Source organism: Desulfogranum marinum, assembly GCF_016918565.1.
In the GTDB taxonomy this organism is placed as follows: domain Bacteria; phylum Desulfobacterota; class Desulfobulbia; order Desulfobulbales; family Desulfobulbaceae; genus Desulfogranum; species Desulfogranum marinum.
This window is the reverse complement of record NZ_JAFFQD010000012.1, coordinates 16,215-39,675: the sequence shown is the minus strand read 5'-3', so window position 1 is coordinate 39,675 and position 23,461 is coordinate 16,215. Positions and strand designations below refer to the sequence as shown.

Here is a 23,461-nt window from a genome sequence, read left to right as displayed (position 1 = left end):
GGCTTATTCCGGGACTGCCGGGCATAAAAGATTACACTTAAGCATTGATGCGGAAGGTTTGAAAATTTTGACGGAAATGACTCTTGGAAAAGCATTATATCAGTACGTCGGGAAGTCAAGTCATCCAGAGTGTTCAGGAATTTTTACGACAACACCTTGAACACCTGCCGTTGTATATGTATACTTTTTAAACCAGCTTATTTCACACAATTCTAAAGGAGTATAGCTGATGACAAAACCTGGTGAAATTATTCTTCAAGAGAGCGACGATAGCACTGTGACACTCGTTCTTACCGGTTCTTGGAAGCTTGGAGGAATTGGTTCATCAGCCGAAGATGTCTATCAGCGCCTGCAATCTTTACCCACACCGAGTAAAATCAAATTTGACTCTAGCCAACTAAGTGAGTGGGACTCTGGTTTATTAATTTTTGCCAGGCGGTTACGAACAGTTTGCCAAACGAAAAACGATGTATTTGACAGCAGTGGATTGCCCCAGGGGGCGCAACAATTATTAGCCTTAGCGGCTGCCGTACCAGAAAAAAAGGACGCTCGTAAAATAGAAAGCAAAACACCTTTTCTGGTAGTCGTGGGAAACGACACGGTCGAATTGTTCCATTCCATTGGAAAAATGCTCGAATTTATAGGAGAGGCAACCTTGGCTCTGCTGCGACTTTTTCATGGACAGGCCCGATTTCGACGTAGCGATATGCTTATGACCATGGAAAGTTGTGGTGGACAGGCATTACCAATCGTATCGCTAATCAGCTTCCTGGTCGGCCTCATTCTGGCGTTTGTAGGTGCTATCCAATTACAACTTTTTGGTGCTGAAATTTATGTGGCAGACCTGGTAGGTATAGCCATGGTTCGTTTGATGGCCGCCATTATGACCGGAATTGTAATGGCAGGCCGCACTGGAGGGGCTTTTGCAGCTCAACTTGGCACCATGCAAGTAAACCAGGAGATTGACGCACTTCGAACCATGGGAATTTCTCCCATGGAATTCCTTGTCCTCCCAAGAATGTTAGCCTTGGCGCTGATGATGCCCTTACTTTGCCTCTATGCTAATATAATGGGAGTTCTTGGCGGCATGGTTGTCGGCGTAAGCTTACTGGACATCGGCCTCATACAATATTACAATCAAACAGTTGCTGCGGTACGCCTCTGGGATCTTGGAATTGGTATTTTCAGTGGGATTGTTTTCGGTGTGATCGTCTCATTATCAGGGTGCATGCGGGGAATGGAATGTGGCCGGAGCGCGTCTGCTGTCGGGGAAGCGGCAACTTCTGCAGTGGTAACCGCAGTTGTTGGCATCATTCTCTCTACAGCCGTCATTACTATTATCTGCAATATGTTGGGTATCTGATCGTGGTGCACTCTGTAGAGGGGCTGCACGAGCCAGAAAAAAAACACGCAAAAAACAGAAGCCTTGCCGGCATCAGAATAGTCTTTCAATACAATCGGTTCTTATCTTTCATGGCCGACTTATCTGGGTTAAAGGTCCTATAATTAACTATGATTGACCGACCACCGCACATAACCGTACAAGACTTTACGATGGGGTACGGAGATTTTGTCCTTATGCGCGATCTGAATTTTACGATCAATCATGGGGATATTTTTATCATCATGGGTGGCAGTGGTTGTGGAAAAAGTACTTTGATGACCATTCTAACAGGCCTGAAACGTCCCGCCGGCGGAAAAGTATTCTACGACAAAACCGATTTCTGGGGTTCTGGCCCAGAGGTTCGTGACCGAATTATTCGTCGGGCCGGAGTTATGTACCAAAGTGGAGCTCTTTGGAGCTCAATGACCCTGGCAGAAAATGTTTCACTTCCTCTAGAGAGCTATACAGCCTTGAGCGCAGCAGAAATAAAAGAAGTGGTGGATTTAAAACTTGAACTTGTTGGACTAGCCGGCTTTGGCGAATTCTATCCCTCTGAGATAAGCGGTGGCATGCAAAAACGTGCTGGAATTGCCCGCGCAATGGCCCTTGATCCAGAAATCCTCTTCTTTGACGAACCATCAGCAGGGCTTGACCCTGTAAGTGCGCGTCGTTTGGATGACATGATTCTGGAGCTCCGCGACAGCATGGGAACGACGATGGTTATTGTAACACATGAGCTGGCTAGTATTTTTGCGATCGGTGACAATTCTGTCTTTCTTGATGTTTCTCAACGCACCATGACCGCAACAGGAGACCCAAACAAATTGCTTGCTGAAAGTCGGGATCCGACCTTGCACATGTTTTTGACCCGGGGAGAAAAACTAACCTAATTTTTTGGTGGAAATAATGGCAAAACAAGCTAACACAATGATGATAGGCGGCTTTGTCGTGATTGCTGTTTTTCTTTTAGCGATCAGTATCGTGCTGTTTGGTTCCGGCAAATTCTTCAAACAAACCGAAGAGTTTGTACTACATTTCGACACCTCTATTAAAGGACTCAACGTTGGGGCGCCGGTATTATTTAATGGCGTTAAGATTGGATCTGTTACAAAAATCGTCATGATCGCTGATCATACAAATTATGAGTACATGATTCCCGTCTACATTGCAATTGAGCCCGATATTGTGCAGATCATGGATGGGGATGAGCGTATGGACCCACAGGATACGCTGCCGAGGTTAATTGACAAAGGATTAAGGGGCGTACTTACCTTGCAAAGCCTTATTACAGGTCAGCTTATGATTGAACTAGGTTACCATCCTGATACGCCGGTGAACCTGAGGCAATCAACTGAACGGGTACCGGAAATTCCAACCATACAATCTACCAGCGAACGGTTATTTCAGATTCTACAACAAAGTGATTTTAAAGGAATGCTGGATAATCTGGAAAATGCTTTGTCAGGGATTGACAGTCTCGTCAATAATCAGGAACTGACTGATATCTTTCATTCCATAAGGCTTGCAGCCGACAATGTGAAGGATGTTACCGGAAAGATTAATACTCATGTGGACCCACTCGCTCAAAAAATAGACGATACGCTTACAGATTCTCAAAAGCTTATTAATAATTTGGATCATCAGCTTGAGCCAATTAGTGATGACGTCAAAAAAACTATTGACGATTTTGACAAACTTATTTTGACGGCAAATGCAGATCTGGCATCACTGACAGAGAGTATCGAAAAAAGTTTAGCTGACTTCAGAGGCATCGCATCTGAAGACTCACCATTTATAATTAAAGTGAAAGAAACACTTCAAAATATTTCAAGCATGGCGAGTTCATTGCAGCAGCTAGCTGATTATTTGGAACGGCATCCAGAATCGCTGCTCAGGGGAAAAGGCAAGTAAGGGGAGAATATTATGTTGGAGAGTAAGCGGTGTTTTTTGTCAGCAGCTATTATTTGCAGTGTGTTGTTCATTCTTTGTGGTTGCTCAGGAAGAAGTCCAGAGCCTCGCTTGTATATGCTTACCCCAGCTTCAGCAGTTGAGAGAGAACAAGTCTCCAGCAAAACAGATGCAAAAATATCTGTTGGTATAGGCCCTATAAAAATTGCAGATTACCTCAACCAAAAGAACATTATTACCCGTACCAATGACAATAGTATCAATCAAGCCAATTACGACCAGTGGTCAGGTTCCCTTAAGGATAACCTTATTACTGTTTTCTCAGAAAACATTGGCTACCTCTTAAAGACTGATTCAATATTTGTGTATCCGTGGCGCATTTTTATTCCGATCGATTACCAAGTTACAATGGATATTATCCGTTTTGATGGCCGGCTTGGAAAAGACGTCGTGCTGGTAGCTCGCTGGAACCTCTTAAAGGGGAAGGAGAAGGACATTACCGTTACAAAGCGGAGTGAAATTCGAATTCAAACCAGTGCTGGAAGTTATGAGGCTCTCGTCAAGACTCTAAGTAAAGCGCTCAGCATGCTTAGCACTGAAATTGTAAATACAATTCAAGATGCAGAAAATTGATTTCCACGAGCACTTCAATTTGTTTGAAAAATCATCGGATATATTTCTTTGCTCAGTATCTCTCATCTTTTTTGCCCTTCACCAAACTTTTTATCTTGAAAATACGTCTGGATACCAAAAGGGAGTTTACAGCCTCAAACAACTCGAAAAGGAGTTTGAGTGGATACAAAATCACACATATTGTACAAAAAGGAGCATTCGTAAGTGGCTTGACAAAATAAAGATACCACTAACCAGTACCATTTGAGAGGAAAACATACCCCAACCTGCTTGTTCAAAATTAGATTTGTGGTTAAGCATAATTGCGGTATCATCAGTTAGATCTTACCTGCCCCCACCACTCTTTCCCTGCTGGTAATCGATGCTGAAAAAAATTTTCCCTTTTACTGACTGGTTCCGCGGGTACACCCTTACTCACTTGAAAGCGGATGCCATGGCCGGGCTGACTGTGGCCCTGGTTCTTATACCGCAAAGCATGGCCTACGCCCAGCTTGCCGGACTCCCTGCCTATTACGGACTCTACGCTTCCTTCCTGCCACCGATAGTAGCGGCGCTTTTTGGTTCCAGCCGCCAGCTGGCAACCGGACCGGTTGCGGTGGTTTCTCTTATGACGGCAGCCTCACTTGCGCCTCTTGCAACCGCGGGCAGTGAAGCGTATATCGGGTATGCTATTCTTCTTTCCCTTATGATAGGACTTTTTCAGCTGCTGCTTGGAGTATTGCGCCTGGGATTGGTAGTCAACTTTCTTTCTCATCCAGTTATCATCGGCTTTACCAATGCTGCGGCCCTTATCATTGCCTCGTCGCAGCTTTCAAAGTTTTTCGGGGTGGTCGTAGACACGGCCCCTCATCACTATGAAACCATGCTACGGGTAATACAAGCAGCCAACCACTACACCCACTGGCCCACCCTGCTGATTGGACTAGCTGCTTTTACCGGCATAATCCTTCTCAAAAAATATGCGCCCCGCCTGCCCAATGTGCTGATTGTCGTCACGGCCGCTATCGTGCTCTCTGCCATGCTCGATTTTGAACACAATCAGACCACAACGGTTGCCAACATTCGCTCACCCAAGGCCAAAAACATCCTGTGGACCTACCATATCCAGTCCAGGCTCCACAGCAAGCTGGTGGAGCAACGATCCACCCTTACCCAAAAGCTGGCAGAGACTGAATCGGGCAGCAAAGAGTGGATTATGCTGCTCCAAAAAATAGACATGCTGTCTCACAAGATCAGGGTGGCGAATAAACATGCGGCAACCCATCGTAACCTGGCCAGATCGATGCTGTTTCACAAGGTCGAAGATGGTGAAGCAGCTGGATTTTACCTCCGAGATGAACTCCCCCAATCCGCTCACACCGACAGCCGTACCTGGAGAGTAAAAGTCAGCCCTCAACCCGAGGATACAGAAAACTTTACCATGATCGGTGGCGGCAGCATTGTTGGCACAGTGCCCAAAGGACTCCCAGGTTTCAGCATGCCCCAATTGAATATGCAAACCATCAGCGAATTATTGTCTTATGCGGTAATCATTGCCATTATCGGTTTCATGGAGGCCATTTCCATTGCCAAGGCCATGGCCGTAGAAACCGGCGACAGGCTCAATCCAAACCAGGAACTCATTGGCCAGGGCCTGGGCAATATCATTGGTGCAATGGGGCAAAGCTACCCAACCTCAGGGTCTTTTTCCCGCTCTGCAGTTAACCTTCAGGCAGGTGCTGTCAGTGGCATGGCATCTGTCCTGACCGGCTTGACCGTAGTGGTGGTGCTCCTTTTTCTCACTCCGTTACTCTATCATCTTCCACAGAGCGTATTAGCGGCCATCATCATGCTGGCAGTACTTGGTCTTATCAATGTTAAAGGATTCATTCACAGCTGGAAGGCACAATGGTATGACGGGGCAATAGTGGTTATCACCTTTTTTTCCACTCTGTACTTTGCTCCCCATTTAGACAAAGGTATTCTCATTGGGGCGGTTCTTTCGATTGTCATTTTCCTTTATAAAAGCATGCGCCCCCAGGTTGTTTCTCTGTTCCAGGGGCGAGGACCAATACTTGCATGGCGCGCTTTCCCATGGCTTGCAGGAATGCAAATATATCGACGTGGTCCGGTTTGAGGGGGCTCTCTTTTTTGCCAATGCGGGCTACCTGGAAGACAAAGTGCTTGATCATATGGAAAGTAAAACCGACCTGAACCATATTATCATTGAATCATCCGGAATCAGCATGATTGATGCCTCCGGTATAGAAGCACTGAAACTGATCGTCGACAGAGTGCGTCGGGCTGGTATTACTATTTCTTTTAGTGGTGTGCATCGCACGGTGACCGACGTACTTATCCGCACCGGAATGATCAAGGACATCGGTATTCAGCACTTCTATCCAACCATGGAAAAAGCACTCAATGCGGTCTATGCCGATGCACATAAAGACCACGATGAAGCTGCATTTGACTGTCCCTTGAAAAGTGTTATTTACACGACGCCCGACAAGCCAGGTGGCAAGCAGGAGCACTCTTACGATATTGCCGGCATCTGGAAATTTGACACGGTTAAGTAACACTCACCATCAAACCATATCCGCCTACTTATCCAGCCACTCCTCAAGTCGCCGAATGCGAGCCGGATGGATGGTGGCTGAAGATCGTGCCTTATCAGCGTAATGATTGAACAGCTGCTTGTATTCTTTCTTCTCGCTGTCACCTTTGGTTTTGCTGTAGAGCCAGGCATAAGTATACGCCAGGTAATACTGGCTGTAACTGTTTTCCGGGTCGAGTTGAGCAGCCTTTTCAAATGCTGCAGCGGCCTCTTGATACTGTTTCTTCTGGTAGAAAATATACCCTGAAAAATTGGCGAGAAACGTATCGTTACCGCCTTTATCACGCGCGGTTTGCAGTGCCTTCAACGCACTGTCGTACTGATAAAATCCGTTCACGTGAACAATGGCAAGGTACCGGTACGGACGGGGGTCTTGCGGCTGAAGGACAATAGCCTTTTTCAAGGTTTGCATTGCCTTACGGCTCATGGAAGTCAGGGTATACAACCTGCCGAGTTTGAGCAATGTTGCAAAATCTTCTTTACCAGCTGCAACCTCTTTTTCCAAAGTCTCTATGGTTGCAGCAATGGCTCTATCATTGCCGATTTTGTACACCGCCTCCCCATTTAAGGGGATATCCTGACCATAAAACCTGAACGTATCCCATAAGAGAAGCATATAGGGATGTGCACCAAATTCAACTCCCCACGAGGGAGAAGGTCCCATGCGAATAAATCTCTTTTGGTTAACCAAATCAAACTGCCAGCCTTCATCAGTACGGCAAAAAAGGAAAGGAGCATTATTCCAGCCTTCTTTTTTCCCAAAATAAATAACACCATGATTACCATCCTCCAACACCTGGTAAGCTCGTTTGCTGTAGGTCTGGTACTGTTGGGTAAGACGCTCTTTGGGCATGGTGGCAAAATCGCGGTAGGCCAGACGACCTGTAGGTAAGAAAACCTGCAGGAACGGGTCACGTTCCTGATCCTTCCATCGCTTCAGTAAAGTATGCCAGGCGTCATCAATACTTTCTCCAGCGGGGTAGCGTGTGTTTATTCTGTCGGCAGAAGAGACATCAATGACCTCCATCGGCTCCAAGGCAATCCTGGCCCCTGCTCCCTGGGAAAGATACCTTGCATCACGCTTGTTGATCGCATCTTCAACCGCAATATCAGCGTGGAGTACCTGGGCTCTCGCCTCAAGCTCTTCCATGACTGCAATAAGGCCAATTTCCAACTCACCGGCAACAAAACGGGATTGCAGCTGGCGCCGTTCAACAGCCCCGGTAAAAAGGTCGGTAAAGATGGGTTCCAGCTCATAGCTGATTTCCAGCTTCACTTCCTTACTCTCATCAACCAACAAAAGCAAGACACCGCCTCCCTCCATCGCCCTGCCAACCTGCCACTTGCTGAAAAGCAAGGCCGCCGCTTCACTAATCGTATATTGCCGGTCAAGGGAAGGTAGAACAACGATGAGCATCTCTATCTGGTGTCGATTACGAAAATCAGCAAGCGCTTTGGTGGTAGACTCGCGTAAATCATCCATGGTACCGACATAGTCAAACACCACCTGTTGCTGATCAGGCCGCTGGGCCAGGATGCTATCCAGACTATGTTGTTGGTCAGTAGAGCAGCCGGATACCAGCAACAATCCGACTAGCACCCAAAAAAGCCATTTATATCGATAATCCTGAAGCATGGTTTTTCTCCCTAAAATGTCACTGGAGCATCACGGTTTCGTCAATTTTATACAAGATGGGTATACAGCTCCATTGTACCATGGCTCGTAAAAAAGGGAGTATACGATGGAATTTATTTTGATTGCCTCAGCCCACTTTCTGGCCCTGCTCAGCCCTGGACCGGACTTTTTTCTCATCATGCAGACTGCACTACGGATGCCGATGCGTTACGCCTTGTCTGTCTGCGCAGGCATTGCCGCCGCCAATGGACTCTATCTGACCATTGCCGTTCTCGGTCTGGAGGCAGTACGCAACATGCATCTTTTGATGACGGTGCTCAAGTATCTGGGCAGCGGTTACCTCATCTACATTGGTTACCTGCTCCTCCGTGCTCCTAAGAGACCATTAACCCAAAATGAAAAACAAGGATTTCTGCGTCAGCAATCCTTTATCCGCCAATTTAGTCTAGGCTTTGCCTCGGCATGTCTCAATCCTAAAAATGCCATTTTCTACCTTTCCCTGTTCACCGTTATGGTATCCGCAGAAACACCTCTTGCAATACGGACGCTCTACGGACTATGGATGGCCGGTATAGTCTTTACCTGGGACATGGGGGTAGCTATGCTTATTGGAAACAGGCGATCTAAAAATTATCTGGAAAAATGGATCTTCGGGTTGGAAAAGATATCAGGCCTGATGCTCTCCTTGTTTGGCATTTTGCTCTGCCTGGATTGAACCCAGACATGGTTCATCTTTACTGAAGAGGATTCGGCAGCCAGTGCACCAGCCCCGATACCAAGCTAACGTTATTGAACAAGAGGGACAGATGAGGGAACAAACAGAAAACAAGGAATTCTATTTCCGCGAAGGGTGTTTTATCACCGAACTCTATAACACAACACATGATCCGGCGTGCTCGGTTGCCCAGGCTCGAGTTTTGCCAGGGACAACAACCAGATGGCATAGCCTTGACGGCATCATCGAGCGGTACCTTCTTCTTCACGGACAGGGAGAGGTAGAAATCGGCAATGGGGCTCCAGCGACCATGAAGTCTGGGGATACAGTAATGATCCCTGCAGGAACAAGGCAGCGCATTCGCAATACAGGCAAGGAGGATCTGGTTTTCCTTGCCGTGTGCACGCCGAGATTTACCGAGGACAGGTACAAAGACCTTGAGCAATAATGAGCATGACAGATGTTGCGGCCGGCCTGCTTACCTTCTGCGGAGCTGCAGCACTCCCACCACAATCAGAATAAGCGGCCACCATTCCCGCAAAATGGCCTTGACCTGTCCCATGGGGAGGAAATCGAGATTAGAAAGCAGGAAAAAAGTTCCTATTACGATCAGAATAATCGGAAATATTTGCGAACCCATGGAGTCCTTAAGAAAAAATGTGTTTTTTTGTGTTTAACGGCACAGCCTGAACTAATGAGAAATCCGGGCTACGGTTTTTCCGGGGAAGCATCTGCGCTCCCCCTATCTGTTGATCCTGGAAGCAAACGTATCCGCTTTGCCTCGTACACGGACAAGACAAAGAGGGTTGCCATGGGGGTGGTAAACAGAGTACCCAATCCAGTGGAGCTTCCAAGGGAGGTAAGCACCAGGTATACGGCAACAACAGCTATATGTTCCGTAATCGGTTGCTGCATTGCCATTCTTGAGCTTTCCTGCAATGCGTCGAAAAGGCGATACTGCTGATCAGTCATCAGCGGCAGCATGTATATGCAGAAAAAAGCCACAGCGAGAATAACAACCAGCCCTGGCAGAACCAACATTGCCAACCCGAAAAAAACCGCGATCCCGATCAGAATTCCAAAGCCGATCAGCGGGAGGAAAAGATGCATTTCAGCAAACAGGTCCCTGATTTCCGGCTTTCTTCCCTCTCGTATTGCCAGGAGTAGTGACTGCATGTATCCGGCAGTCAGAACCGGTGCAAGGATACCAAGGGTAAGCATGGAGGCACCGAGCAAAATGACGGTGGAAATGAGTAGAGAAGGGAGAAAGGCGGTAAAGACCTGCCATGATTTCTCAAAATGTTGTTTAAAATCCATACAGTCCTCTTTTTTTCACTTATAAAAGTCCGAAATACCATAAACAACAGGGGCATCTGAGGCAAGCACTATGGTTTTTTTTACTCTCCCTGGAAAAGATGATCGGCGAGTCCATCCACGGTACGCACCGGAACACATCGCATCCTTTTTTTTCCCGCTCCCTTTATCTGGCGCATACTCGATTCAGGCATGATAAAGGTGGAAAACCCAAGCCGCTCCGCTTCCCGCAGCCGCATTTCCATCTGCCCCACGGCCCGAATTTCTCCAGCAAGCCCCACCTCACCGCAAACAACCGTTGCAGGATCAATGGTCTTTTCAAAGAGACTAGACAGCAGTGCCACTACCATGCCCAGGTCCAATGCGGGTTCATCAATCCGTATTCCACCGGCAATATTCAAAAAAATATCATGATCGAACAGGGTCACGCCCAGTTTCTTTTCTAAAACAGCGGTCAAGAGTGCCAAACGTTGCGGATCAGCACCAATGGCTGTTCTACGAGCGTTGCCGGGACTCGATCTGCTCACCAAAGCCTGTACTTCAACCAGAATCGGCCGCGTCCCTTCGATGGAGGGCATCACAACGGAACCCGGCACATTGACGGGTCGCTCTGCAAGAAATAAAGCGGAAGGATTGGTAACCTCGGCTAAACCATTTTCCTTCATTTCAAACACGCCGATTTCATTGGTCGAGCCGAACCTGTTCTTGACCGTACGCACAATCCGGAACACCTGCCCCCGATCCCCCTCAAAATAGAGAACCGTATCCACCATATGCTCCAGCACACGCGGTCCGGCAATAGAGCCATCCTTGGTCACATGTCCCACCAACAGAACCGGCAAATCACGGCTCTTAGCAAGGGTCAGAAGCCGAGCTGTGGACTCCCGTACCTGGGTGACGGACCCCGGAGCAGAGCCGATTTCTTCACTGTACATCGTCTGAATCGAATCAACAGCTAAGAGTACCGGCTGCATATCACGAGCCAGCTCAATGATGGATTCCACGCAATTTTCAGTGGATATATAGATGTGAGGGCTGTCAATCTTGAGTCTTTCAGCCCGCATGCGGATCTGCTGCGCTGACTCCTCACCGGTCACATAGAGCAATTGTTTATCCTGTCCGCTAAGGGCAGCAAGCAGCTGAAGAATCAGGGTGGATTTACCTATTCCGGGATCGCCGCCGATTAAAATCATGGAGCCGGGAACTATACCGCCGCCAAGCACTCTGTCCATTTCATGAATGGATGTCACCAGACGTGTGGTTTCTTTTTCCTTTACCGCCTGCAGGGACTCCGGTTTACGTGATGTTGCACGTGAAGCTTTTTGCCGGACCTGCTGCTGTTCGCTCAAGGTGTCCCAGGCAGAACAGTCCGGACACTGACCAAGCCATTTTCTGCTCTCGTATCCACATTGAGAGCAGATAAACACTGTCTGTGTTTTTTTACTCGGTGGCATATTGCTCATCTGCCTGTAAAAATATCATCTTATACATTCTTCGGTACTCTGCAACACTGCTTTCATCGAGCCACCTTTCATAGGCTGCCCTGTATCTTTCGGTAGGACGTTGCTCTTCTAACACTTTATTAATGGCTGCGATCGCCTTTGCTCCCCACTCATTTTTGGAGCAGGCCACATAGGTCAACATGGGCTCATGATCAACAAGGTTTTCCTTTACCGACAGGGTCATAATCTGGTCTCTGAGCCCCATTGTCTCTGCAAGATACATGGCCTCTTCCGGGAGCCCCGGCATTGCTTGAACCCGACCAGCCAACAGCATCTTAAAAAGATTTAACGACAGTTCAGGGCCTTCATAGGAGAAGAGATTGTCTTGGTTCCCATAGGTGTTCAGGATTTCATCAAAGGCCGGCCCGTATGAACGCTTGGCTGCCCGACCAATGATAAAGTTATTACTGGCCAGCACATCCTTGAGGCTCACGGTCTTCTTGCCACCAAAGGCAGCAAACTGCTCTTTTTTTATGATCAGCACTGGTGGCAGAGTAAAAACACTGGGAATGGAAAACAGCGCAAATTCTTCCCTTTCCTCTGTTTTATACATAGCGAGACTACAGGCAGGCTCACCTTGTTTCCACTGCTGATAATGACGGGAAATATTTGCCTGCATAGAAACATGATCATACTGGGGCAAATTTTCATTGAGAATGTCGGTAATGAGATCTTCATATCCCTGCCCTTTCAATTCCCCCTCGTGAATAAAAAATGGCGGCGCCACAGCCTCCATCCAATACATTTTTTCCTTGGCAAAAAGAGTTGTCGGAGCTAACAGGATACTCATCAAAAATATGTATGATACGATTTTTGTTATACGTTGCATATATTCCACATTCTCCACTGTTTTTCCCGCACCATTGCATTGTCAATCTAATATCAAGCACAGAGGACTGTTTGCAGTGTCGTGCCCAACTGTTCCAGAGTGTATGGCTTGGCAATAAAACCTCCAGCCCCCATCTCAAGGGTAACACGAACATCTTCATCCTCTGCATAGCCACTGGCAATAATCGCTTTTTGCCCCGGATGCATTTTCAGCACTTCTTCATAGGTCTGCCTGCCGTTATATTGACCAGGTGCCATTAACATGTCCAGTAACAGCACATCCACCGAATTGATTGTCAAATATTTCAGGGCTTCTTCTCCCGAACTTACAACAAATGTTTCGTACTCGAGTGATTGCAACAACTTCGTCGCTACATCTCTTTGTCGAGGCTCATCGTCAACAACCAGAATCGCTTCTCCTTTGCCCTTTAACTCCCGCCAGTCTCTCTCAGTAGCAGCAGACACACGAGGCTCGGCAACACTAGGAAAATACATGTCAAAAGTTGTTCCCGCCGACGAACTCCGCACATTAACAGTCCCACCATGATCACGAACAATGTTCCAAACAACCGCCAAACCAAGGCCGGTTCCACTCCTTCCCATGACTTTTTTCGTATAAAAAGGCTCAAAGATGTGCTGAATTTCAGCTTGAGCTATACCAACACCGGTATCACTGACCGTAATCTTTGTATATTGGCCTTGGCTGGGCAACTGCCATTGTTCCTGTTCTCGCGCTGTGACTACCCTATTCTCGGTTTTGATACGTAAAATCCCGTGCCTGCTGATAGCTTCGACAGCATTGGTGACCAGGTTCATCAGACATTTACGCACATAAATTGCAGAACAAGCGATATTGCACAACTCGGAATCAAGAACAGGTTCAATGGATACCAGAGGATGTCGCGTACACAGTTCCTGAAAATCAGGAGAAACCAGATATTCGCGGATTAAGTCATTCGGAGCAACAACTTCTCTTTCCGCAATTACCCCTCTGGCAACCGTCAGTAAATCAGCAACTACTTCACTGGCATCCATACCGGCCTTTCGTATAGTTTCAAGAGGCCCCTTCAAAGGACTATCCTTCGCCTGATCCAACAGCAACAGTTCAGGATAACTGACAATACCGGACAAAATATTATTGAGATCATGGGCAACGCCACCGGCCATCAGACCAATAGCTTTCATCTTCCGGTCTTTAAGCAGTTGTTCCTCCAAACGATGCCTTTCGGTAATATCGATACCAATAACCCGAGCACCGACGATATGCTCACCATCCGTGATTGATGCGGCACACAATAGAAGAGGGAACGAGGTCCCATCCCCCCCTTTTGCCTTAAACTCCTTCAAATCGGTATTTCCATCCTGCAACGCTTTTTGAAACCTTTCCCTGACAGTGGTACCTTCTTTCTCTACAATATAGCTGAACAAATTGTGGTTTTCCGTTTTCTCCCACTTAAACCCGAGACGGCACTGTGCCTCTTTGTTTGCATAGGTTATATTTCCATCAGTATCTATTTCAAAAACCATCTCTGGGAGGAGATTAACCAAATCGTGAAAACGCCTCTCGCTATCCCGCAAATTCTTTGTTCGTTCGAGGACCAACTGTTCAAGGATTGCCCTGCGCCTGAGAAGAGAATCTATAATGATGATAATCAACAACAACAGCAGGTGTAGACACAAAATATTCAACAGTGGAAAGACCACTTGCACATACTTAACGCCATGCAACTTACCAATGCTCATACCGCTATGAGTAATATTTTGCTCAAGTTCCTTGGTCCAAATCATGCCTATTTGAAACAACCATTTAGAAACTCCTTCAAGCGGTCGGGAAACCACCTTCAAAAAATCCTTTTCCCCAGGAATCAAAATAGCAAGCGACTGGTAGTGCTGGGCTTTTAGTGCCAATTGTAAATATGCTGTGGCACCACTGGCATTGAGCGCCCATATATCATCGGCCAAAAAGACGGCATGTGTTTTAAAATCTTCCTTATCAACGCGCTTTTGGCCCACGACATATCCTATCGAACTTATGCAAAATGAAATTGCAACAAGGAGTATGATAATACAATGGCGACGATTCAGGTGAAAGTCTGTCATGTTTCCTGCACGGTTACGATACGTAGGCTAATTCCTAAAATTCATGGACTTGTCAATCCATCCCACTCTGAACAACACCACCTACCGGCCTTAGAAAGACTGTCGGGTAAAGCCTCATCACCAACCCAGGCGCTATTTCAAGAGAATCAATACACTACTGCTTACTTTTGCACTACACGAATGAGATTTTTTATCATCTTTTCATACTCACCAGATGCCTGTAGCCGAAGAAATGCACTTTTAAATGACTCAACCAGCTCTCTCTCTGAATTTTTTGAAATAGCTAAATAACCATCAAGCTCAATATCCAAAGGAAAACGTCGTTCTACAAGGCTATGAGGATCATGGCCCATCATGGAGAGGGTATAATGCGCTGTATTTTCATCTGCCGCCCAAAGGTCGATCCAGCCAAGGATAAGCTTCTGAGCAATTGCACGTGGAGTGGTGTCTTCTACCAGCCTGGTAAAGCCCTTATTTTTCAAGTGACGAAAACGAACGGCATTACGTAAAACGCCGATGGAAAATTTTTTGGCATCATCCAGAGTCTGAATATCGATATCGTCCCTTCCCTGCAATGAATAGAGGTAGGTTTTTCCTGTTGCAACAACACCAATCCATTCAAAAGCTCCCTCACGCTCAGGCGTCCTGACAAGAGGATAAATGAGAACATTTTTTTCTTCCAAGGCCTTTTTGTAGGACCTTGCCCAAGGGTATGAAGAAATTTCCGTGTCTATCTCCAAGCTATCAAGCAGTGCTCTGACTATTTTGGTTGAAATCCCACTGACAGCACCTTTTTCTGTATAATTAAAGGGTGGGTATTCAGTTGTAACTACATTTACTTGCCGGCAAAATGCCTGGCCATGCGCCGTCAAAAAAAAGAGTACGCTCAGCATCCCAGCCTTGAACAACATTGACCTACTATAAGTAGATGGCACCATCACCTCCGCATAAATTACATGTCCCGCCATTCTTCTACAAAAAAAAACCAGAATTCAAACATGTTCCATCGTATCTTAAACGTTAACCACAGTCAATTATGGGCCTGCGGGGAAATAAAAAAAAGCACGTTTCAATTCCCTTAAAAAAACTGGGACCTATTGCGCTGGTATTCTCAACAATGGTAATTATGGTATGTACGTTTGTGTACTTTGGATCAAGATTGCGTGCGAGATGGCTAGCTCATACCTTCTCCCCCGTCGCCGATTGAAGAATCGATGATTAGCTCATGACGAAATGATAACAACAATCTAATCCCACTGTACTAAAATGCAGACAAGCAGGAAAGAATTGCCTTGTTGCAGATGCAACTCCACATTTTATAATTTTACGCACTCTCACGAAGAGACTCAGAAACATGGAGAAACATATGAGCCATAACTTTATACCTAATAACAAGACTAAAATCGTCTGTACCATTGGCCCTGCATCAGACTCTCCCGCCATGCTCGAGAAAATGATTAAGGCAGGTATGAACATCGCCAGGCTCAACTTTTCCCATGGCGATTTTGCAAATCATGGCGAAATTATCCGCAGGATAAGAGCTGCGGCGGAAAAAACAGGCCGAAGAGTTGCCATCATGGCTGATCTCCCTGGCCCTAAAATACGGATCGGCAACTTGGTCAAAGAACCGGTTGAGGTTAAAATAGGTGCTCGTTTCACCCTGACCACAGAAGAAATCATCGGCAACTGGGAGGAGGTTTCCGTTACCTTTAAACAGCTGCCCCAGGTCGTAACCCAAGGCGATATCCTGTTTCTTAACGATGGTCTTATCCAGTTGCGGGTAGAAGAGATACAGGGAAAAAAGGTGCACTGTATTGTATCGGTGGGCGGCAAGCTCCGCTCCAAAAAAGGATTGAACCTGCCTGGAATCGACCTGGGGGTATCCGCATTTACCGAACATGACCGAGCATGTATGCAGTATGCGCTTGATAATGGAGTCGATGCTATCAGCCAATCCTTTGTCAACGATGCCGACGACATAGAAGCGGTGAGAAAAGCTGCCACAGAAATGGGTTACGCCCCTTTTATCATTGCTAAAATTGAGCGGTCATCGATTTACCATAAAATCGATGAAATACTTGAAGCCTCCGACGGGGTCATGGTTGCACGGGGCGATCTTGGGGTGGAAATACCCATTGAAGAAATCGCCATGATTCAAAAGAAAATTACGGTTAGAGGAAACCTGTTTGGTAAGCCGGTCATCACCGCTACCCAGATGTTGGAATCCATGACCAATAACCGTCGCCCAACGCGGGCCGAGGCTACCGATGTTGCCAATGCAATTCTGGACGGAACCGACGGAGTCATGCTTTCGGAAGAATCAGCTATGGGTAATTATCCGCTGGAAGCGACCAAGATGCTGGTCCGTATTGCCGTTGCCACAGAACCCCACCGCACAAGCCTTAACTACGCCAGAGTTCCGGACAAACCTATTTACAACCATATCAAAGAGGTGGACTATATTGCCAGCAGCGTCAAAAGCATTATCAGTCAAACCGATGACGTTGCAGCCATTTTATCGCCGACAGACAGTGGTTTGACTGCACGAAGACTCTCCCGCTTTCGGCTGCCGACATGGATACTTGCAGTCAGTTCCAACAAAAAAACCATTAAGGAGCTTATTTTCAGCTATGGTGTTTTCCCCATTTATGAACTTAATCATCCTACAGACTGGACCGACTATGCCCGTGATTATTCGGTTAAGTATGGTTTAAAGGGGAGTTGCATTATTCAAACCGAAGGCCCTTCCCCGGAAAACCCGAATCGTAACCATAAGATGGAGATCATCGACCTTCGAGAGTTGCAATAGCCCATGGCAGAATGCACTTTCCGAAAAAAGCGACCAGAGGCGGTTTCCCATGAACGATCTACACAAAAATCATTCTCTACAGCTGCTACCTGCTCCTAACAACCACAACACAGGCATCAACAAACTCAAGCGTGCCCTTGCGTATAAACTCTTTTATCAACTAGGCAAAACCACCCGCTCCGTCTCTCTTAACGATTACTACCTGGCGGCAGCCTATACGCTTAGAGACCGGATGCAGCCCCTTTTTATCAACTCCTCGGAAGTCTACTTTGAAGACGATTCCCGTATAGTCTCCTACCTTTCGGCAGAATATTTACCGGGGCCACACCTGCATAACAACCTGATAAACATGGATCTTCTGGATGCAATGCGCCAGGCAGTTGCAGAAACAGGCCTTGACCTCGATGCCATTTTTCAGATTGAAGAAGAACCAGGTTTGGGCAACGGTGGGCTGGGAAGACTGGCAGCCTGTTTTATGGACTCACTGGCGACTCTCCAAGTCCCCGCCATAGGCTATGGGATACGTTACGAGTTCGGCTTGTTTGATCAGGAACTGGAAAACGGCTGGCAGGTGGAACTCAGCGACCGCTGGCTGCAGGGGGGCAATCCCTGGGAAATAAAAAAAGCAGACCTGGCCCAGGAAGTAGGATTTGGAGGCCGTACTGAGGCGTATCATGATCAAAACGGTAACCGCCGCATCCGCTGGCTGCCTGCCCGCGTTATCAGCGGCATTCCTTACGATACCCCTATTCCCGGATACAAGGTCAACACGATGAATACTCTGCGCCTGTGGAGTGCAGAAGCGCCTAAATCCTTTGACTTCGAGGATTTTAATGTTGGCGACTATATTGGCGCTGTTGCAGAAAAAATTAGTGCAGAGAACATCACCAAAGTCCTCTATCCCAACGATAAAAAATATGAAGGCAAACGGCTTCGTCTTGAGCAGCAGTATTTTTTTAGCAGCTGTTCACTGCAGGATATGCTCCGTATCCACCTGTTCAACCATGACGACCTGGACAGTTTTCACCAAAGTTTTGCAGTGCAGCTTAACGATACCCACCCGGCCATAGCTGTCGCCGAACTGATGCGCCTATTGGTTGACGTCCACCTCATGGAATGGGACAAGGCGTGGCATGTTACCACCAGAACCTTTTCCTACACCAACCATACTTTACTTCCCGAATCGCTGGAGAAATGGCAACTGCCCCTATTTGCTTCATTACTGCCACGTCACCTTGAAATTATCTTTGAAATAAACCGCCGTTTCCTTGACACTGTGCGGCTCAAATTTCCCGGTAACCAGGAAATAGTCACCCAACTCTCTATCATTGACGAAACAGGCCCGCGTTATGTGCGGATGGCCAACCTAGCCTGCGTTGGCAGCCATACTATTAATGGGGTTTCGTCTCTTCATACCAAGTTACTGAAAGAAAGAACCCTGGCCTCCTTTAACCGGTTATGGCCTGGAAAAATTATAGGCATCACCAACGGCGTAACGCCAAGAAGATGGATGTTGGTGACAAACCATCGACTCTCCAACCTGATCAGCAAAACCATAGGAGAGAGCTGGATAACAAATCTGGAGCAACTTGCTCAATTGGCCCCCCTGGCAGACGATGCCGATTTCCGTAAAGCATGGCACAATGTCAGGCTGGAAAATAAAAAAGCTTTTTCCGAGCTTGCCAAAAAACAACTGGGGATTACTCTCAACCCGTATGCCCTCTTTGACGTGCATGTCAAACGGATCCATGAATACAAACGTCAGCACCTCAATCTGCTCCACATAATCACTCTGTATAACCGTCTCAAAGAGCATCCTGAACAATTCTTTCCACCACGGGTTTTTATCTTTGGCGGTAAAGCTGCACCGGGATACTGGATGGCAAAATTGATAATCAAATTGATCAATGCAGTTGCTGCCGTCATCAATAGCGACCCGGATGTAAGAGGCAGGCTCAAGGTCATATTTGTCCACAATTATAACGTCAAAACAGGACACAACCTTTTTCCTGTGGCTGATCTTTCCGAACAATTATCCCTTGCAGGAACAGAGGCATCCGGGACCGGCAATATAAAATTTTCCATGAACGGTGCCCTGACCATCGGTACCCTTGATGGTGCTAATGCAGAAATCCGTGAGGAAGTCGGCACCGACCAATTTTTCCTGTTCGGACTCAACGTGCAAGAGGCAGCGGATCTCGTGCAAAACAGTTACCGCCCCCTGGACTACTATAACCGGAATCCAGAGCTGAAAAAGGCCATTGACCTCATCAGCAGCGGTCACTTTTCCCATGGTGACCAGCAACTTTTCAAACCGGTCATTGACGAATTGCTCTACAATGACCGATATCTGCTCATGGCCGATTATGAGTCCTACATTAATTGCCACGACAAAATCGGTTCCGTATTTGAGGATCATCAGATATGGACTCGCATGTCTATTCTTAATGTGGCGCGCATGGGCAGATTTTCCTCAGATCGAGCTATCCAAGAGTATTGCCGCAGTATATGGCACGTTGAGCCATTTCCGGTCGAATTGAAATGGAAACGTATCCCTGAAGGCGGGATTATATTCCCCATTATAGCCCAGTAAAATTTTATAAAATGGCCAATACAAGGCCTTTCACCTCACCAATAACCGGCAAACAGCGCACTCAAATATCATGAAAATCGTCGTTGCCCCCAATGCTTTTAAGGGTTCTCTTTCTGCAACAGTTGCCGCAGCCTCTATTGCCGGCGGCGTCCACCGGGTTTTGGTTGATGCGGAAATTGTACAGGTTCCAGTTGCAGATGGAGGAGACGGACTGGTTAATGTTGCCTTGGAAGTTTTTCAGGGAACAAAAAGGGATGTGACAGTAACCGGCCCTGATTTTGTTCCGGTTACTGCCTCCTATTGCCACGCCCCTGGTCGCAACGTAGCGGCCATCGAAATGGCGCAGGCAAGTGGCCTTGCTCTTCTTCCGAGCTCGCGACGTGACCCTACCCGAACGACCACCTTAGGTACGGGCGAACTTATCAGAGCAGCCCTGGATACCGGTGCTTCCCACATTCTGGTCGGCATTGGCGGGAGTGCCACCAATGATGGAGGTATTGGTGCCGCAGCCGCACTCGGCATTAAATTTCTCGACCACAAAGGGAATCCGGTTCCACTCACCGGCGGGGGGCTTTCATCCATTGCACATATTGACTGCAATGCTCGGGATTCTCGCCTGAAAAATATCCGTTTGGACGTTGCCTGCGATGTGACCAATCCACTAACCGGCCCCACAGGAGCTGCGAGGATGTATGCACCTCAAAAAGGGGCAAGCCCTGAACAGACAGATCAACTTGAAGAGGGAATGGAAAATCTTGCGGCCTGCATTCAACGGGATCTGGGAATCGAGGTCCGTTCTCTTGCCGGCGGCGGTGCAGCCGGTGGGCTTGGCGCAGGGTTATACGCTTTTTTAGGAGCGGAATTGCGACCTGGAGTAGATCTTATCCTCGATCTGGTTGAATTGGACAGAAAGCTGGCCAACGCGGATTTGGTAATAACAGGTGAGGGGCAAATCGACATCCAGACAACCTTTGGCAAAGCCCCGGCAGGAGTTGCAGCACGAGCGAAAGCACAGGGCGTTCCCTGTATTGCCCTGGCCGGATCAATCGGCGAAAATCTGGGAGACCTGCACCAACAGGGACTGGATGCCGTTTTTTCCATATGCCAGGGACCACTTTCCCTGGAGCAAGCCATGCAAAGAAGCGAAACCCTCCTCGCCCTCGCTGCCGAACAGGCTGTTCGCTGCTTCTTTGCTGTTCACAACAAAAGAAAGAGATGATCCCAACCTGACCTACCGGTCTCGATTGTTTGCAGCTCAACCACAAAAACACACTTCTTCGGTGCATTTGTATCTGGAAATTCATGCTTTTTATAAATTGATCGGTGAAAAGAATAGTATTTTTCTGTAGAGTGTAATATTTATGTAATTTTTGCATTAGATTTCAGTTATGCATCTCGAAATAATACTCTACATATCACTACGCCAATCATGAATATGAAAACTGCCGACACTAGCTACAGAAGACACACAATGGATGTAGATATCTCACGGTTAGAAATGATGAGGACCTACCTCATCAGCTTAATGGATGCACCCAATCAAGAAAAAATGAGGGCATGCAGTTCCGAGGTACTTGTACCGATTTATAACGGTGCTACCAGGATGAGCCCCAACTCCATTTTCATCAATACAGGATCAGCAGAAGATATCGACTATATCCGTAAAAAGGCACTGCAGATCGGTGAAGAGTTTCAGCTCGCTAAAGAAAAGCATACTTGCCACTTTGACGGCCCCAACGACCAAGGCAGGGATACAGCCAACACTAAATATTTGGCCTATACAGATACGGAAATCAGTTCTCTGCAAAAAAAAGAAGAACTTCAAGCGGGAGTGGTTGAGGCTCGTAATATCATAACCGATATCATGAAAAATAAAGAGATGGTTATTTCCTTCATCTCTCGCGGGCCACTAGGCAGTCCGGTCTCAGATCCTACCCTCCAGGTAACAGATTCCTTCTATGTTACCCACAGCGAATTTTTACTCTACCGCATGATGGAGCCTGCTGCTTTTTCAAAGGATGTTGCCGAAAAAGGATACATGTTCGTTAACTATCACAGCGCCGGCAGACTTACGGAGTCCAATGTTTCAGCTGATTTAAACAACAGACGTATCTATATGGATGTTGAGCGTTTTCGATCCTATAGCTCCAACAATCAGTATGCAGGCAACTCGATTGCCCCGAAAAAAATTAATCACCGCTTTGCGAATATGAATAATATCCGCAACTATTTCGGCGAACGGCTCGACGAGCACATGTTCATTGCCGGGTTTGAAATGGAGGATGAAATTGTCTACTTTGGTGGTGCCTATCCATCGGGCTGCGGGAAAACCGGTACAGCTATGACCGGAACCCACCTGGTTGGTGATGACCTTGCCAAAATTTTCATTGACTCCAAAACCGGTGAAGTGCGGGCAGTCAATCCCGAGAAAGGCATGTTTGGTATTATTGAGGGAGTAAACCAGCAAGATGATCCGGAAACATTAAAGGTTCTTAAGGGAGAAGAAAATGAAGTCATCTTTTCCAACCTGCTGATCTCCGAAGGGAAACCTTACTGGAACGGCATGGGAGAGCCGCTTCCTGCAAGTGGTGTCAACTATTTAGGAAAGTGGTCCTCACAGTCAGGCACTGCGGCATCCCATAAAAATGCACGTTTTACCATCACTCTTGACACCCTTGAAAATTACGATACAGCAACAGAAAAAGCCGAAGGCGTGAAGCTGAGCGGCCTTCTCTTCGGTGGGCGGGATTACACGACCATGCCGACAATCGTCATGGCCCACGACTGGATGAGCACCGTTGTCCATGGCGCTATTATCCGTTCTGCAACCACCGCCACCGAGATTGGAGCCGATGGCAGCGAAAAACGATCTCCTTTTGCCAACGAGGCCTTTTTTCCTGGCCCGCTTGCCCATTACATAAACCACTACAAGGCATTCGGTGAAAACCCTGCCATCAACAAAGATAATTTACCCTCCGGCTTCCAGGTTAATTATTGGCTCCATAAAAGTGGCCGAGGCAGCCTGGCACCTGGTGAGTCGGATGGACTTATCGGCGAGAAGCGCGATACCAAAGTATGGATGCGTATCATGGCATTAATGCACCAGGGAAAGGTAGAATCAATATGGACTCCCATTGGCCGGATCCCAAAATATCAAGACCTGAAAGGGCTTTTTACAGAAATTATCAATAAGGAATACAGTAAAGAAGTGTACACTAAACAGTTCTCACTGTATGTTGTTAATCTGATTGAACGGGTTGACATGTCCATCACCGAATTCTCCAAAGAAAAAGGGATGAACGACGCTTTTTTCCGGGTACTGATGACCTGGAGAAGGGACCTTGTTGCTTTAAAAGCTACCGTGGGGCCGATTGTAACCCCTGACCAAATGATTGAATATGTGGCAGCCAACCAGCCGCGTTAAGTAAAATTCCTCAGGCATG

Annotated in this window: 19 protein-coding genes; 12 read left to right on the top strand and 7 right to left on the bottom strand. The window is 47.1% G+C overall.

All coding sequences use genetic code 11. The annotated features are described in order from the left end of the window. Positions 1-229 precede the first annotated feature (229 nt). The 6 genes from JWH17_RS08595 (at position 230) to JWH17_RS23730 (ending at position 6,483) form a co-directional block, all read left to right on the top strand. Positions 230-1,363 carry an MlaE family ABC transporter permease gene (locus JWH17_RS08595; protein WP_205222188.1) on the top strand — a complete coding sequence of 378 codons (1,134 nt, stop codon included), beginning with the start codon at positions 230-232 and terminating at the stop codon, positions 1,361-1,363. Positions 1,364-1,512: 149 nt separating this feature from the next. Next, positions 1,513-2,274: an ABC transporter ATP-binding protein gene (locus tag JWH17_RS08590; protein WP_205222187.1), complete on the top strand. Its 762-nt coding sequence runs from the start codon at positions 1,513-1,515 to the stop codon at positions 2,272-2,274. A gap of 16 nt (positions 2,275-2,290) precedes the next feature. Continuing rightward, a complete protein-coding gene (locus JWH17_RS08585; RefSeq protein ID WP_205222186.1) occupies positions 2,291-3,295 on the top strand; it encodes an MlaD family protein in 1,005 nt (334 codons plus the stop codon). 36 nt (positions 3,296-3,331) lie between these two features. Then, on the top strand, positions 3,332-3,925 hold the full coding sequence (locus JWH17_RS08580; RefSeq protein ID WP_205222185.1) for a PqiC family protein: 594 nt from the start codon (positions 3,332-3,334) through the stop codon (positions 3,923-3,925). Positions 3,926-4,286: 361 nt separating this feature from the next. Next, positions 4,287-6,041 carry a SulP family inorganic anion transporter gene (locus tag JWH17_RS08575; RefSeq protein ID WP_232370993.1) on the top strand — a complete coding sequence of 585 codons (1,755 nt, stop codon included), beginning with the start codon at positions 4,287-4,289 and terminating at the stop codon, positions 6,039-6,041. Further along, positions 5,980-6,483 (top strand): sodium-independent anion transporter, encoded by a 504-nt coding sequence (locus tag JWH17_RS23730; protein ID WP_232370992.1) that lies wholly within the window; start codon positions 5,980-5,982, stop codon positions 6,481-6,483. The genes JWH17_RS08575 and JWH17_RS23730 overlap by 62 nt, the downstream gene beginning before the upstream one ends. Positions 6,484-6,507: 24 nt before the next feature. Here JWH17_RS23730 and JWH17_RS08570 read toward each other — a convergent pair whose 3' ends face one another. Further along, on the bottom strand, positions 6,508-8,157 hold the full coding sequence (locus tag JWH17_RS08570; protein ID WP_205222184.1) for a TPM domain-containing protein: 1,650 nt from the start codon (positions 8,155-8,157) through the stop codon (positions 6,508-6,510). 106 nt (positions 8,158-8,263) lie between these two features. Here JWH17_RS08570 and JWH17_RS08565 point away from each other — a divergent pair, with 106 nt between their 5' ends. Together JWH17_RS08565 and JWH17_RS08560 are read left to right on the top strand one after the other, a co-directional pair. Beyond that, positions 8,264-8,872: a LysE family translocator gene (locus JWH17_RS08565; RefSeq protein ID WP_205222183.1), complete on the top strand. Its 609-nt coding sequence runs from the start codon at positions 8,264-8,266 to the stop codon at positions 8,870-8,872. A 91-nt stretch (positions 8,873-8,963) separates the two neighbouring features. Next, on the top strand, positions 8,964-9,320 hold the full coding sequence (locus JWH17_RS08560; RefSeq protein ID WP_205222182.1) for a cupin domain-containing protein: 357 nt from the start codon (positions 8,964-8,966) through the stop codon (positions 9,318-9,320). 30 nt (positions 9,321-9,350) lie between these two features. Here JWH17_RS08560 and JWH17_RS08555 read toward each other — a convergent pair whose 3' ends face one another. From JWH17_RS08555 to JWH17_RS08530, 6 genes are all read right to left on the bottom strand, one after another. After that, positions 9,351-9,512: a LiaI-LiaF-like domain-containing protein gene (locus tag JWH17_RS08555; protein WP_205222181.1), complete on the bottom strand. Its 162-nt coding sequence runs from the start codon at positions 9,510-9,512 to the stop codon at positions 9,351-9,353. 68 nt (positions 9,513-9,580) lie between these two features. Beyond that, entirely contained in the window at positions 9,581-10,189 is a 609-nt protein-coding gene (locus JWH17_RS08550; RefSeq protein WP_205222180.1) for a hypothetical protein, read from the bottom strand. An 80-nt stretch (positions 10,190-10,269) separates the two neighbouring features. Then, on the bottom strand, positions 10,270-11,640 hold the full coding sequence (gene radA / locus JWH17_RS08545; RefSeq protein WP_205222179.1) for a DNA repair protein RadA: 1,371 nt from the start codon (positions 11,638-11,640) through the stop codon (positions 10,270-10,272). Beyond that, complete coding sequence (locus JWH17_RS08540; protein ID WP_205222178.1) at positions 11,627-12,517, bottom strand: TIGR02285 family protein; 891 nt, start codon at positions 12,515-12,517, stop codon at positions 11,627-11,629. The genes radA and JWH17_RS08540 overlap by 14 nt, the downstream gene beginning before the upstream one ends. Positions 12,518-12,570: 53 nt before the next feature. Continuing rightward, the gene (locus JWH17_RS08535) at positions 12,571-14,529 is read right to left on the bottom strand and encodes a hybrid sensor histidine kinase/response regulator (RefSeq protein ID WP_205222177.1); all 1,959 of its coding nucleotides are present in this window, start codon (positions 14,527-14,529) and stop codon (positions 12,571-12,573) included. A gap of 248 nt (positions 14,530-14,777) precedes the next feature. Continuing rightward, positions 14,778-15,554, bottom strand: a complete 777-nt coding sequence (locus JWH17_RS08530) for a substrate-binding periplasmic protein (protein ID WP_205222176.1) — start codon at positions 15,552-15,554, stop codon at positions 14,778-14,780. A gap of 428 nt (positions 15,555-15,982) precedes the next feature. Here JWH17_RS08530 and pyk point away from each other — a divergent pair, with 428 nt between their 5' ends. The 4 genes from pyk (at position 15,983) to JWH17_RS08510 (ending at position 23,442) form a co-directional block, all read left to right on the top strand. After that, positions 15,983-17,425 carry a pyruvate kinase gene (pyk, locus tag JWH17_RS08525; protein ID WP_205222175.1) on the top strand — a complete coding sequence of 481 codons (1,443 nt, stop codon included), beginning with the start codon at positions 15,983-15,985 and terminating at the stop codon, positions 17,423-17,425. Between the two features lie 49 nt (positions 17,426-17,474). Next, positions 17,475-20,018, top strand: coding sequence for a glycogen/starch/alpha-glucan phosphorylase (locus JWH17_RS08520; RefSeq protein WP_205222174.1), 2,544 nt, complete (start codon positions 17,475-17,477; stop codon positions 20,016-20,018). A 70-nt stretch (positions 20,019-20,088) separates the two neighbouring features. Continuing rightward, on the top strand, positions 20,089-21,237 hold the full coding sequence (locus JWH17_RS08515) for a glycerate kinase (protein WP_205222173.1): 1,149 nt from the start codon (positions 20,089-20,091) through the stop codon (positions 21,235-21,237). Between the two features lie 252 nt (positions 21,238-21,489). Beyond that, entirely contained in the window at positions 21,490-23,442 is a 1,953-nt protein-coding gene (locus tag JWH17_RS08510; protein ID WP_205222172.1) for a phosphoenolpyruvate carboxykinase domain-containing protein, read from the top strand. The last annotated feature ends 19 nt before the right edge of the window (positions 23,443-23,461 follow it).